This window comes from Bacteroides sp. MSK.20.82 (assembly GCF_019052485.1).
Classification (GTDB): Bacteria; Bacteroidota; Bacteroidia; order Bacteroidales; family Bacteroidaceae; genus Bacteroides; species Bacteroides thetaiotaomicron.
Genome location: NZ_JAHQUN010000081.1, coordinates 1 through 13,571, shown reverse-complemented (window position 1 = coordinate 13,571; position 13,571 = coordinate 1). Strand labels below are relative to the sequence as shown.

The 13,571-nt window shown below is 50.4% G+C and carries 14 protein-coding genes and 2 pseudogenes; 3 read left to right on the top strand and 13 right to left on the bottom strand.

The window, feature by feature from the left end:
• Positions 1 to 417: 417 nt before the first annotated feature.
• Genes KTR07_RS26900 through KTR07_RS26890 form a run of 3 tightly spaced genes read left to right on the top strand, consistent with a single transcriptional unit; the run spans position 418 to position 3,678 of the window.
• Positions 418 to 1,650 carry a site-specific integrase gene (locus KTR07_RS26900; RefSeq protein ID WP_118442049.1) on the top strand — a complete coding sequence of 411 codons (1,233 nt, stop codon included), beginning with the start codon at positions 418 to 420 and terminating at the stop codon, positions 1,648 to 1,650.
• Positions 1,619 to 2,629, top strand: coding sequence for a tyrosine-type recombinase/integrase (locus tag KTR07_RS26895; protein ID WP_118442050.1), 1,011 nt, complete (start codon positions 1,619 to 1,621; stop codon positions 2,627 to 2,629). The genes KTR07_RS26900 and KTR07_RS26895 overlap by 32 nt, the downstream gene beginning before the upstream one ends.
• Positions 2,630 to 2,631: 2 nt before the next feature.
• A complete protein-coding gene (locus KTR07_RS26890) occupies positions 2,632 to 3,678 on the top strand; it encodes a site-specific integrase (RefSeq protein ID WP_118442054.1) in 1,047 nt (348 codons plus the stop codon).
• 77 nt (positions 3,679 to 3,755) lie between these two features.
• Here the strand turns inward: KTR07_RS26890 and KTR07_RS28860 are convergent.
• The 13 genes and pseudogenes from KTR07_RS28860 to KTR07_RS26825 form a co-directional block, all read right to left on the bottom strand.
• Positions 3,756 to 4,082: pseudogene (locus tag KTR07_RS28860) on the bottom strand (M23 family metallopeptidase); the annotation flags it as partial.
• A 174-nt stretch (positions 4,083 to 4,256) separates the two neighbouring features.
• Positions 4,257 to 4,439: pseudogene (locus KTR07_RS26880) on the bottom strand (hypothetical protein); the annotation flags it as partial.
• Complete coding sequence (locus KTR07_RS26875; RefSeq protein WP_008645930.1) at positions 4,436 to 4,942, bottom strand: DUF3872 domain-containing protein; 507 nt, start codon at positions 4,940 to 4,942, stop codon at positions 4,436 to 4,438. The gene KTR07_RS26875 and the pseudogene KTR07_RS26880, both read right to left, overlap by 4 nt.
• 18 nt (positions 4,943 to 4,960) lie before the next feature.
• Positions 4,961 to 5,833: a toprim domain-containing protein gene (locus KTR07_RS26870; protein WP_008645933.1), complete on the bottom strand. Its 873-nt coding sequence runs from the start codon at positions 5,831 to 5,833 to the stop codon at positions 4,961 to 4,963.
• A gap of 7 nt (positions 5,834 to 5,840) precedes the next feature.
• Positions 5,841 to 6,416, bottom strand: coding sequence for a conjugal transfer protein TraO (locus KTR07_RS26865; RefSeq protein ID WP_217315549.1), 576 nt, complete (start codon positions 6,414 to 6,416; stop codon positions 5,841 to 5,843).
• A 2-nt stretch (positions 6,417 to 6,418) separates the two neighbouring features.
• Positions 6,419 to 7,405: a conjugative transposon protein TraN gene (gene traN, locus KTR07_RS26860; protein ID WP_008645936.1), complete on the bottom strand. Its 987-nt coding sequence runs from the start codon at positions 7,403 to 7,405 to the stop codon at positions 6,419 to 6,421.
• 54 nt (positions 7,406 to 7,459) lie between these two features.
• On the bottom strand, positions 7,460 to 8,884 hold the full coding sequence (traM, locus tag KTR07_RS26855) for a conjugative transposon protein TraM (protein ID WP_134771239.1): 1,425 nt from the start codon (positions 8,882 to 8,884) through the stop codon (positions 7,460 to 7,462).
• A complete protein-coding gene (locus KTR07_RS26850; RefSeq protein ID WP_032567516.1) occupies positions 8,865 to 9,173 on the bottom strand; it encodes a TraL conjugative transposon family protein in 309 nt (102 codons plus the stop codon). The genes traM and KTR07_RS26850 overlap by 20 nt, the downstream gene beginning before the upstream one ends.
• Positions 9,174 to 9,178: 5 nt before the next feature.
• On the bottom strand, positions 9,179 to 9,802 hold the full coding sequence (traK, locus tag KTR07_RS26845; protein WP_004308925.1) for a conjugative transposon protein TraK: 624 nt from the start codon (positions 9,800 to 9,802) through the stop codon (positions 9,179 to 9,181).
• Between the two features lie 31 nt (positions 9,803 to 9,833).
• The gene (gene traJ, locus KTR07_RS26840; RefSeq protein ID WP_032567517.1) at positions 9,834 to 10,838 is read right to left on the bottom strand and encodes a conjugative transposon protein TraJ; all 1,005 of its coding nucleotides are present in this window, start codon (positions 10,836 to 10,838) and stop codon (positions 9,834 to 9,836) included.
• A 3-nt stretch (positions 10,839 to 10,841) separates the two neighbouring features.
• Positions 10,842 to 11,471 (bottom strand): DUF4141 domain-containing protein, encoded by a 630-nt coding sequence (locus KTR07_RS26835; protein WP_004308927.1) that lies wholly within the window; start codon positions 11,469 to 11,471, stop codon positions 10,842 to 10,844.
• Between the two features lie 30 nt (positions 11,472 to 11,501).
• Complete coding sequence (locus tag KTR07_RS26830; RefSeq protein ID WP_008645944.1) at positions 11,502 to 11,885, bottom strand: DUF3876 domain-containing protein; 384 nt, start codon at positions 11,883 to 11,885, stop codon at positions 11,502 to 11,504.
• 44 nt (positions 11,886 to 11,929) lie between these two features.
• A partial coding sequence (locus KTR07_RS26825; RefSeq protein ID WP_217315548.1) for a TraG family conjugative transposon ATPase occupies positions 11,930 to 13,571 on the bottom strand: 1,642 nt, incomplete at its 5' end.

Sequence of the window (13,571 nt, the reverse complement as noted above, 5' to 3'; positions counted from 1 at the left end):
TGATTTACAGAATAAAAAACTGTATTTTTAGGATAATGCTGGGGTTTGGATAACTGTTGTTATCCGAAATTTCGGATAACAACAACGAATCCTTCCCGAACTGCTGGAACATCGCGCAGAACTTCCGCAGGTCTTTTCGCAGAAGCGCGTCCGCCTGCCGCTTCGTCATGGTGCGTGCCGAATACCTTTCCCCCGGCTGCAACCGATGTCCATATCCTACATATGGGTTATCAAAATCTTTCGATAACCCATATTATCCAAAGGAAAACATTATCCAAAGATAACTCGTAATATTTCTATAACTATCTGGTTGTCATCATTAGTTATGATAATTGCTTGTGATAATATTTGTAGAAATAGTATGGGATTGAGTGTCGTTCCCGCTATATTTATAACGGTATAACAAAAGCTCAAAATATGGAAATTAAAAATTACACCATTGACAATTTGATTGTCAAATGCTCTGAGAAGATGAAAGAATCAGGCTATTCTCAGGGTTGCATCAGTACCCATGTGGTTCGATGGAAACTTCATTTAAAGCCATTTCTTGTACAAAACGGTACAAGTTTTTATGAATTGGATTGGGGACGAAAATTTCTTGCAGAAAAACTTCCGCTTCTTTCCCCTGCTTCTAAGCGGAGATTCAAACGGAGTGTCCGTATCCTTGATGCATTTGTGACGACGAGTGAAATACCCAAGCAATCCAAACGTGTTCCTCCGTTGTCATTCCCCGGTAATATTGGAGCCCTTGCGCTGGGCTTCATTGATTACAAGTTATCTCAACGGTGCATGATGACAACTATTGACAATTACAAACGTCTGTTGTCCTACTTCATAGCATCTTTGAATATGAAAGGGAAGGATGAGATTGCTCAAATATCAGAAAGTGATGTCCTTGAATTTCTGGGAGTAAAGGAATCCAGCCAATCACGGCATAGCACCATGCGCCAGTTTTATGAGTTCATAGACAAATTCCACCCGGAAGTCCCCAGCTTCTCTTATTTGTTCGAGTTCATCCATCGACCGATGCGAGAAAAGATACCATCTACTTATACCAAAGAAGAAGTTAGGAAGATAGAAATGTCCGTAAATCGAAATGGAGATATAGGCAAGCGTACATATGCCATGCTGCTCTTGGCTTCAAGACTCGGCCTGCGTATATCCGATATAATAGGGATGAGATTTGCAAATATAGATTGGGACAAATCGCTAATATTGTTGAAGCAGGCAAAGACAGGGAATCCGATACAGCTTCCATTGCTTAGAGACGTTGGAGAAGCCATTATTTCCTACCTGAAAGTTCGTCCTGAATGTGAACTTGAAGAGATATTTGTCACCCACACATCCCCTGTCTCGAAAATGAGCAGGACAGGAGCAGGATATTTTATATCAACAACTATTCAGAAAAGCGGTGTTGACAATGCCGGACGCAAACACGGTCCGCATTCCATGCGATTCTCTTTGGCAAGCAGAATGCTTGAGCAGGGCGTCGGAATACCGATAATATCGGAATCGCTCGGTCACTCTGGGCAGGACGTGACAATGAACTATTTACGTATTGACGTGCAGGAAATCAGTTCCTGTATGCTTGAGGTTCCACCAATCAAAGACGATTTTTATGAACAGCAAAATGGCACATTCTTCATATAAGGATAATTTTAAGAGCATACTGTCTCCATACATATTACGTTTCTTGGAGACAAAGAAAGCGGCGGGTTCAGACGCAAGATGCCATCTGACGGCACTACGTGAGTTTGACCGGTTTGCCACACGAGAAAACTTGAAGTCTGCTTGCATAAAGCAGTCAGAGTTTGAAGCGTGGAGATGTAAAATGACCGGAAATTCAGCAACCACTATTTATATGAAATGCTGCGTCGTCGGACAGTTTCTTCGCTACATGGCAAGACTTGGCATTCCTTGTTATATCCCTATCTATCCACGCAAGCCCAAAAACTTATATGTACCGTATATTTTTTCTGAAGAGGAATTGAAGAAAATATTCAAGGCCGCAGATGAATTGATGTTCGTGAGGCGGAATTTCAAGTGCGGGATATTTTCCATTCCTGTCCTACTAAGACTATTGTATTCGACCGGAATGAGGATTGGAGAGGCTTGCAGTCTCATTAACAGCGATGTGGATATGTCATCCCGTATCATTCTTGTACGAAACACAAAAAACAAAAGAGACAGACAACTTCCGATTTCAGATTCTTTATATCAGGTATTGGAACAGTATCTGATTAAGCGGGACAAACTACCTTTACACAATATGGGCAATCCCAATAGTCCATTTCTTATATCGTTGGATGGGAGTTCACTGACAGGTGTAAGTGCAAGACACTGGTTTTATAAAATACTTGAAGCGAGCGATATAGACTACATACCCAAAGTCGGTCCAAGGATACATGACCTCAGGCACACCTTTGCTGTCCATGTTCTTGACAAGCTTGTAAAGGAAGGTGTGGATATGCATTGTTGCTTGCCTGTATTGTCTATGGCACTTGGACACAAATGTGTAAGTGATACAGAATACTATGTAAGGATTACCAATCAGGTTTACCCGCATCTTTCGGATACTACCTCAGCAATATCAGAATATGTTTTCCCAACCATCTCAACAATGAAATGACCATGAAACAGACAGAATCACCATTGGCAAGACACATTGGGGCTTTTTTCTCCTCATACATGTCAGCAGAAAGGGGGGCAAGCCCCCATACAATACGTTCTTATGCCAACACGTTCGTTTCTTATATTGATTATATAGAACGGATAAAAGGAATCAAGACTCAAAACCTATCAACTGCGGTTCTTGTCAAAGGAAACGTTCTTGATTTCCTTGCTTGGATTGAAAACACAAAAGGTGTGACCATACAGACACGTAACCAAAGGTTGGCCGCCATACATTCTTTTTGTCGATATTTACAACATGCGGACATTACGCATATAGACAGATGGCAGGAAATACTGTCCATAAGAACCAAAAAAGCACATCCCAAGCCGATGGCATACCTTTCGGTGGACGGAGTGAAGCTGCTTTTGGCACAAGTCCCGGCAGACACCGTTGCCAGCAGAAGGGATCTTGCTATGCTTGCACTTTTATATGATACGGGCGCCCGTGTTCAGGAACTTATTTCACTGCGTCCATGCGACCTACACTTAGAAGCACCTGCATATCTGATTTTACAAGGCAAGGGAAACAAGAACCGTGCCGTTCCCCTTCAAGAAAAGCAAGTTCGGATTTTGCAGCATTACATAAACGAAAACAGGCTTGACCGGGCGGAAAACCAAACAGCCCCCTTATTCAAGAACCGTGACGGAAACAAACTCACAGGGGCTGGTGTCACATACTTGTTGATGAAGTATGTGACCCAGGCCCATGATGAGAATCCGGATTTGATACCGGCACGCTTGTCACCACATTGCCTTCGTCATAGTAAAGCCATGCATCTGCTTCAAGCAGGGGTGAATATAATCTACATACGCGACATACTGGGGCATACGTCAATAACAACAACCGAAATCTATGCCCGAGCAGACTCAAAACAGAAGAGGGAGGCTCTTGAATCTGCATACAAGGATGTCATACCTGATGGCGGTACACAAGATGCCCCCTCTTGGGAGAAGAATAATTCTTTGAGAGAATGGCTGAAGGGACTTGGCACGCATACGCATTGATTATAGCCTGTATGCACATTCATTCTCCTGTCAAGAATATACCTGATATAATTCAGAAGTATCAAAGGGTTAAGCACTTGCTTCCCATAGTATAATGTCAAATGCAAATGTGGACCAGTGGAGCGCCCTGTTGAACCTACAAGTCCGACAGTCTCACCTGGCTCCACCATTTGACCTTGCCTTACAAGAATCCTTGACAAATGACAATAAGTGACAACATAGTTGCCGTGCCTTATCATTATATAATTGCCACGAGAGTTGTCGCTACCCACCATAATGATTACTCCTGTTAACATTGAAAATGTTGCCGTTCCCTTATCGGCTCGCAGGTCTATACCATTATGAAACTTCTTCTTTCCCGTAAAAGGGTCTGTTCTATATCCAAATCCAGACGATATTTTCATTACGTGTAAGGGTAACGATACTGTCAGTTTGCGGAACCGTCTTTGAGATTGGGAAGGACAAGAAAGTTTTTTCTGCTTATTATTATCAGAAGTTTTATCATTTATAATTACTACAACATCTTCATTTTTAGATATATTATTCAGATGGCTTTGGATAATGTTTTCCTTTGGATAATACGGGTGATGTTTTTCCGAATGCCAGCCCTCAAAATACTTCGTGCATCGCACCGCCCTCTCGAAAAGCGGCAGCCGGTAGATAGCCGCCTGCCCGTCCGTTCCCTCATGGCGTCTGTTCCGTGCGGACACGGAACAGACCGCCAGAAGCGAACAGAGGATAGCCATGAATACACGCATCATCGTGTAAGGGGCTTGAAGTTCCCGATGGGGACAACAGTGATAACCCCGTCATCCTTCACGTTTCGGTTGTTGAAGTCAAATTCCAACTCGTAGGAGTTGCTGAAATTGTCCTCCACTACCACGATGAAGTTGTGCGCTTCCTCACCCGCCGCCGTGTAGTACAGCCGGAACTTCTCGTTTTCGAGCAGGTAGCGGTCATTGGGCAGGAACGTGATTCCGTTGTCCATTTTCAGCGTGCCTTCCCCCTCGAACTGGAAATACCGGATGGTGTAGAGGGTGTTGGCGAAGTCGCCCGTCTTTTTCAGCTCACAGCGGATTTCAACCGTCTGCCCCTTCGTCACCTTGTTCGGCACGGGCATGGTTTCCACCGTGAAGGGATAGGATTGCTGTATGTCCATGTCGTCGTCACACGATACGAGCGTGAGCGACACGGCAGCGAACAGGCAGAGTGCCAACGTCTTGAAGATTGATATTCTCTTGTTTTTGTTGTTCAGTATGTTCATTGTCATTTGATTTTTAAGTTATTGTTCTTTTTTGGTTGTCAGTTGCAGATACTCGTTCAAGTCCTTGCAACCGTCATAGAGAGCGGAACGGTCATAGACACGTTCTCCATAATGTCCTTTCAGCGTTTTCAACGTGCGCCGTCCGGCTGCGTCATGGTCGAGATAACAGTCTATGCACCCGCAGCCGTCCAGATACCTCATTGCCTTTTCCACGTTGGCAACAGAGTTCAATACGAGGCACTCACCCTTTTCCAATCCGAACGTGGCAGCAGAAAGAAAGTCCATGAAGCCTTCAAAAACGCTGCACACGTCAGCCGGAGAGCCTTCCGCCTTGACCAGCGACACATCTTTCGGAGGCACGCATCCTTTGAAGAAGCGGCTGCGGATCTCATATCCACCCGCCACGTTCGGGAAACCGACGGCAAAATATCGTTTGCCACGCACACAGTAATTCAGTCGGCAGCAGTAGCGTGATGCGACAACGTAAGGAATGCTCCGTTCCGCCAGATAGTCTGTCAGTGGAGAACGAAGCAGAGGGACGGCTTCCACTCCCTCAAAGGCAGGTTCTGTCTGCTTCGGAATGTAGGTCGGTTTGTCAAACTCTGCAATCTGCATATTAGAGGTTCCCGCTATAAACTTCACTTGTTCCATGAAGTCGCCACTTCCGATAAACTCCCCGGCAAGCGTGAAGATGTCACCACCTTTGCCCAGACCGAAGTCGTACCAGAGCTGTTTCGCCACGTTCACACGGAAAGAGGGCGTGCGCTCGCCCCTATACGGGGCGATATACCACAGCTCGTTACCGCTCCTTCTGACAGGCTCATGCCCCAGCCGTGCGAGAAAAACCGCAATGGGCATTTGTCTGATGATGTCTATTTCCGTCCGTTCCATGTCCGTGTCAGTTGATGATGAACTTGATTCCGACCCCGAACTGCGTATGAAACTTCCTCGTGTCGCCACCCCACAGGCAACGCTCCCGGAGGTTGGCGAGCAGGGCGATACGGTCTGCCACGTAAAACTCCACATCGAGCGTCAGCGCACCGCCGTAGATGAAGGCGTCCCGGTCATGGAGCGTGGAGCCGTCATGCAGTACCTTTTCGCCCCAGTTCACCGATTCATATCCGGCAAGAGCCGAAGCACCTGCATAGACGAACACGATTTTACGGGCATCGGAAAGTATCTTGAAGTCGTATCCGCCCTCCGCCGTGAACTGTGCCACGGGTATCTTTCCGTCCTTGTAAGGGTTGTTCTTCAACAGATATTCGCCGCCGAACACCCATTTGTTCCCCTTTTTCGTGTAGGTGGAGAGAGCCGCCACGAAACTGTACCCGCCGTCGTTGCCGCCGGGATTGAAGCGGTCCGCCATGTTCGCCCTGACCTCGATGCCCTGCATCTTCGGCAGGCATCGCTGGGCGTGCGCCTGCCCCGTAAACAGGGCAAGCGACGCGATGATTATTGCGATGTACTTTCTCATGGTCAGCGCACTTGAAGTTCGTTGATGGTATTGGCACGTACCAAGTCCTCGTTCTCAATCACGAAAGACTGGTGACGCCCCCCGTTCTTCTCGTTGAGTTCCACCACGAGGCATTTATCGTCGGGGATAGTGAACTTCGCCATCGTGAACACCGTGCGCTCGCTCTTCTTGCCCGGCACGAGTGTGGCGTAATTCTGCGCACGGAGCGGCAGGATGATCTGCTCCTGCACGGCGGTACGCTTCGCCACCTTCTTGTCCACGATTTTCCATGTGATGTAGTCCACATCGAAAGGCACATTGCTCTGGTTCTTTATCTCCGTGTGGAAATAGAGCAAACCATTATGCGTGTAGATACCTTTCAGCAGATACTGGATACCGAATCGCTTGCAGCCGATGTGCTTCACCTCGCGCTTGTTCTGCTTGTGGATGGACTTCATGATAAGGCGTACCAGCATCGGGCTTTCGCTGCCCAGTTCCTTCAGATAGATTTCCTGCGCATTGTTCGGGCGGTTCACCTTCTCGCCGTCATGGATGAAGTCGCACATCTCCACATTGAGCAGCAACGGTTCGGAGGCATATTTCACGTTGAAGGTATAGAAACTCCCGTCCTCCGTTATCACGGACATATTGGTTTCGTTCGGGAAGTTCCTCACGGTAGCCTTCACGCGGATGACGTTCTCCGCTCCGTCGGCTTTGCCCGCAATCAGGTCGGGCGAACCTAAATCGACGTAACGAACCTCCGAGGGGAAAATGACGTGGACGGTCTTGTCGTAGGTCACTTCCAAGCCGTGCGGAGGGACCATGCGGTCAAAGGTCAGCTTCTTTGTCAGCCCGTGATACAGGTCGCCGTCCGCCTCCTTCTGCGGATAGACCTCCTTTGTCAAGGTCGGTTGTTCACTTCCGTTGTCCTTTCCAACGGTTACGTTCTCCTGCGCGTTGGCAGTTACGATGCCCATAGCGAGGGCAAACATGATGATTACTTTTCTCATTACTTTGGATTTTAGTGGTAAATAAAAATTGGATTGTTGTTACTTTTTCTGTTTTCAATTCCTGTCCTGATAGAGCATTACCTTATACCCGGCTTTCAGATGCACCTTGACGGTACGCATCTTCTTGGCGATATACTGGCTTGTGCCTTGTATCAGCCCCTTGCCCAAATCGGAGGCAAGCTGCGCCCCTGCGTTGGTGGAGATATTGATGCTGCTGCCCAGCGAGCCGCCCATGTTGGCGGCAACCTCCCTGACGGCATTCATTTCCATCGAGTTGGGAATAAAGATACCGGGTTGCCCGTCCGTGTCATACACCGCCAGCTCCACCGGAATGATAGTGCCGTCATATTCCAACGACGTGATTCCTATGTCAAGCCGTTCGCCCTGAATCTTTGCTGTGCCTACCACCACCGCATTGCGGGGGATGATTTTGTCCGCTACCTCCATCGGCTCCAGCAGCCGGAGTTTGACAGCTTGCCCGTCGGTCACGCTCTGCGCCCCATAGACACACGCCGATATGGTGTTCTTGTCTGATACGGTCGTGACGCCCACCGCCGTATTGAAACTGCGGTTACGCTCCTGCGAGAAGGAGGCGACAAACTCGGCGTTGCTCATCGGCTGTGAGAGCGAGGATACCACCTGATGCGTCACCTGCCTGACAGGTGCAGCCGTGTTCTTTCCGGTTTTCTGCACAGGGTAAGGTTCCGCCGCCTGTCCGACAGGTGGCTGTGTGCCGTTCTGACCGCCCATGTACTTCGCCGCCAGTTCGTAGGACTTCTCCATAAGTGCCACTTGGTCATCCATAGCGGACGCCTTGCCTTTCTCGCTCTCCAGTTCCGATTCCAGCGAGGCGATACGCTCCAACAATTCGTCCATTTCCGCGTTGTCGTTCTTCGGCTGCTCATAGAAGTTGCCGAGCGTGGTATTGAGGTCGCGGTAGGCGGCTGCGGAGGATTGGATGGTTTTCGGAGCGGATGATTTTGCTGTTGCATCTTCCGCATTTCCGGGATTAGCAAGGTCGAAGTCCCTGCCGCCGTCCGTTTCCGCCACCTCGCGGTCGAACATATCGCCCAGTTCCTGCATGGCACGGCTGCGGTTCTCCTGCCGTTCTTCCATCGCCCCCTGCTCGTAGGCTTTCGCCTTGTCGCCGATGATCTGGCGGTTCGCCTTGTCCGCGTCGGGCATTTCGATGTTGTAACCTCCCGTCCCCGGTTGCTGCTCCTTGTCGGAAGACGGGGCGAATATCAGCCACATCGCCCCGATGAATACCAGCACCATAGCGGGCAACACTATCATTTTCTGACGTTTCAGCCTTTGGGCTTCGGTCAGCGGCTTGCGCTCCTTGGCTTTGCCTTCCTCCTTCGCGCCTTGGCCATTCAAGCAGGCTTGATGGCTCTCGGCTTGGCGTTGGTTCTTCGGTTTCCCGTTGTCGGGAGCCGCCTTGTTCTCGTTTTTAGGTTCATTCTTCGTCTGTTCCATATAAATAAGGTATTACATTATGATTGTTGTCCGGCTTTACGGACAGTTCCACTTGTCCGGCATGGTCTGTCACCATACGGCTGCCGTCATTCCTGCCGATGTCATAGACGGCTTTTCCGAAGGTGTAGAGGGCAAGCACCGTGAAGGCGGCGAGCATCGTCAGCACGATGCGTTTGCGTGTCTTCGGAGGCAAACCGTCCAGATAGCCTTTGAGCCTTGCCACCAGCATTTTCTTTTTGTCGTGGAGTTTCCAGTACGCACGCCAAAATGATTTCCTGATTTTCTTCATGTCCGTTACCTTTTGATGGTTTGTAAATCCTTGTTCTCGATGATGGTGAATCCCTCGATGGTGAAACCGTTGGGATTGTCGTCCGAACGGGACGAGTTCAAGAGGCGGCACGTCGTCACGAGGCTGCGCTCGGTGACGTTGCTTTGTCTGATGATCTTCTGCGTGGCGTAGGTCACGGCACGGTAGGGATAGCCGTTGAAATCGCATACCACGCTGTCCACCTTCAGCACTTGGTTGATATTCCCGGCGATGATACGGTTGTAGTACCCCTTCTCGGCGAAGTCCGAATAGTAGTTGTACACGCTTTTGTCCGCTAATAGCAGGGCGCGTTTCACATTATGCTCTATCGCGCTCTTTTCGGGCGAGAGCGTGAAGAACAGCTCGTGGAAGCGGCGCACGTGTTCCCTTGCCTCCGCCGGACGGTTCTGCGACAAGTCCTGCGAGAGAGCCAGCATCAGCGACTTGCCGTTGTCCAGCACGTAAATCTTTTCCCGTTGTCGCTCAGCGAAGCGGTAGGAACTCCACACGCTCCATACCGTTATCACGGCGCACAGCGAGAGGAAGACGATACCGAACAGGCGTATCTGCCTGAACGATGATTCGATGTTTTTGAGTGACTTAAATTCCATTGTTGTTTATTCGTTTTTAATTGTCAGTTGATTATTTCAGCAGTTTCCCGGCACGTCCGACCACGTTTCCTGCGGCTGCACCCGCCACGCTGCCCGCCATGCTTCCGGCTCGTCCTGCCGTCTGGTTCACGTTGCGACCGTAGCTTCCCATGCCTCCGGCTTGGATAATCCAGCCTGCCACCGTCGGGATGGTGAAGTAACCGATGATGCCGATTATCATGAAGACGATATACACCCCGTCGCTCGAATCCAGCGAAAAGTTCGGGTCAGCCTGCATCCGTTCGATGTCGCTTTGCAGCATCAGCACTTGGATTTTCGCCAGTATGGTGCTGAACATATCCGACACGGGCAGCCACAGATAGACCTGTATGTAGCGGCATATCCATTGCGTGAGCGTGCTTTGGAAGCCGTCCCATACCGATATGGCGAAGGCTATCGGACCGAGTATCGCCAGCACCACGAGGAAGAACGTGCGGATGGTGTCTATCACGAGTGCGGCGGCTTGGAACATCAGTTCCAATATCTCGCGGAAGAAGTCGCGGATGCCCTTCTTCATGTTGTACATCCCGCGCTCGATATACATCCCCGCCATCGTCACCATGTCGCCGGGCGACCAGCCCAGTTCCTCCAACTGTTTGTCAAACTCCTCGTTCGACACGAGGTAGGCGGTTTCGGGATTACGCATCATCGCCTCGTATTCCAGTTTATCCTTCTGCTCACGGTATCGGTTCATGTCCAGCGTTTCCGCCTCCAGCATCTTTGCCGTACCCTGCACGACGGGCGACATGGTGCTGTTTATCGTACCTAATACCACCGTCGGAAAGAACATGATGCACAAGCCTATCGCAAAGGGGCGGAGCATAGGGAACACGTCTATCGGTTCGGCTCTCGCCAGCGACTGCCACACCCGGTAGGCGACGTAGAACAGCGCGCCCAGCCCGGCAATGCCTTTCGCCACACCCGCCATGTCCCCGCATAGCGGCATCATCTGCTCATAGAGCGAGCGCAGAATCTGGTGAAGGTTGTCGAAATTCATAGGCTACCAGTATCTTTCGTTCATGTTCCCGTACAGCCCCATGATGCGGTCGAGGTCGTTCTTCTTTTTTGCCCGCAGGTAGCTCACGCTGATGTTCTTGTTGGTGTAGTAGCTCACGAGGTTGCGGTAACGCTTCATCTTGGAGTAACAGCGTTCCACCACATCCATGCGCTCCTTGTCCGTCATGGAGAGCGTGGTGATGTTCACCACGTTCTTCAGTTCCGTCAGCACGTCGTTGGATTCCTCCAACAGCTTGGTGTAGCCAAAGGCGATGGCTCCCAGTTCCTCCACCGTGAAGTTGTCGTCACGCATCATCTTCTGGAAGCTGGTCACATAGGTGTCGGTGATGTCACCCACCATCAGGATGGTCTGCTGCACCTTCCGGGCGTCCTTTACCAGATTGTTCACGGATTTGAGCGCGTCGTAATACTTCTTGCCCTGCTCGTAAATCTTCACCGTCTCTTGAAAATTTTTTATCATATTCTGGGCGGTCGTGGAAGTGTGTACCACGTTCTTCGAGGTGTTCACGATGCTCTGCGCGATGTTGGACGGGTCTATCACCGCCCACTGTGCGCTTGCCCTGCCGACTGCAAACAGGCACAGGCAGATAATAAGTGTTATTCTTGTTCTCATGTTACTTTGGATTTTAGTGGATTTCATTATTTATTGCTTGCCTATCGGATGGTCCGGTTTCGGGTTCACGCGCACATAGTCCCCGTTGGGCGAGAAGGTCAGGATGTCCGTTGCTTCGTTGTAGGACACGTCGATACGGAAGCCGGTGTTCATGAACAGGTTGCCGTTCTCTTCCTGCAAGAGATAGGTTTCCGGCTTCAGTTTGCGGCGCAGCCCGCTACGCTTGAACACCGTCACCTTATAGGCTTCGCCCTCCTTGTAGATAAGCACGTCGGGCTTGCCCTCTACGCTTTCCCAGTTTCCGCAAAGCAGGTCACGGCGGTTGTCCGCTACATCGCAGGATTGCAACACCATGACCGCCAGCCCGATTAAACACTTGCTGACTTGCAGCATTTTCGTTCTTGATATACTCATACGCATTTTCTTTTTTAGTTGATGAATCTGTTTTTACTTATTGCCTATTCCTTGTTTCTCCGTCTTTCGGCAAGCTGCCGGATGGCGGCTTCAATGTCGCCGCCCAGCTGCTCCGCCAGACGGTACACCTCTACTTTTTCCGTTTCTTCGGTGGTGTACGCCAGATACTCTTCAGCACTAACTTCGGTGGCATAGACCGCCGACTGCGTGCCGCCCAGTCCTATCCACACTTCCTTGTAGAGCCTTGACGGGTTGTTCGCCATGTTGATGGAGAGTATCTGCGACTTCTCCTTCTCCGTCAGACCCAACAGGGACTGTATGGCATCAAACTTGTTCATGTACTTCCGCTGGTCGAGAAGGATTTTGCAATCGGAGTTGTTGATGATGCTTTCCTTGACCACGGGCGAGGAAATGATGTCGTCCACCTCCTGCGTCACCACGATTGCCTCCCCGTAATACTTGCGCACGGTCTTGTACATATAGCGCAGGTATTCAGCCATGTTCGCCGAAGACAACGCCTTCCAAGCCTCTTCCACAATCAGTTGTTTCCTTACGCCTTTCAGACGGCGCATCTTGTTGATGAAGGCTTCCATGATGATGATGGTCACGACCGGGAAAAGCTCGCGATTCTCCTTAATACTGTCAATCTCGAAGACGATGAACCGCTTGCCGAGCAGGTCGATGTTCTCCGTGGAGTTGAGCAGGAAGTCGTAGCGTCCGCCCCGGTAATACTGCCGCATGGTGGTGAGCATATTGTCGATGTTGAAGTCTGACTTCTCCACCTTTATCTCACGTTCCGCCAGTTCGCGGCGGTAGTCGTCGCGCATATACTCGTAGAAGGTGTTGAACGAGGGAACGATGCTCCGGTCAGCCCTGATACGCTCGATGTAGGCGTTCACCGCACTGCCCAGTTCGCCGCTTTCCGTCTTCGTCACTTTGTCATCCTCCGACTTCCAGAGCGTCAGCAGCAATGTCTTGATGCTGTCCTTCTTCTCCACGTCGAACACGTAATCATCGGTGTAGAACGGGTTGAACGAAATCGGTTTCTCCTCCGTGTAGGTGAAATACACGCCATCCGCCCCGTTTGTCTTGCGCCGGATCATCTCGCACAAGCCCTGATAGGAGTTTCCCGTGTCCACTAATACCACGTGCGTACCTTGCTCGTAGTATTGCCTCACGAGGTGGTTCATGAAAAACGACTTGCCACTGCCCGAAGGACCCAACACGAACTTGTTGCGGTTGGTCGTGATGCCCCGCTTCATCGGCAGGTCGCTGATGTCGAGGTGCAACGGTTTTCCCGTAAGCCTGTCCACCATCTTGATGCCGAAGGGCGATAATGAGCTGCGGTAGTTGGTTTCCTCCGTGAAGAGACACACCGCCTGCTCAATGAAGGTGTGGAAACTCTCTTCCGCCGGGAAGTCCGCCGCGTTGCCGGGCATCGCCGCCCAGTAGAGCGTCGGGCAGTCGATAGTGTTGTGGCGGGGGACGCACTCCATGCTGGCAAGCTGGCTGCCTACGTCGTTCTTGATATGCTTCAGTTCCTCCGCGTCATCGCTCCATGCCATGACATTGAAGTGAGCCCGTACCGAGGTCAGCCCGTAGGAATGGGCTTCGTTCAGGTACTGGTCTATGTCGAGTAGGTCAGCCCCCTTACGGGAGCTTTCCCCTCTAAGAACCGTACGTGAG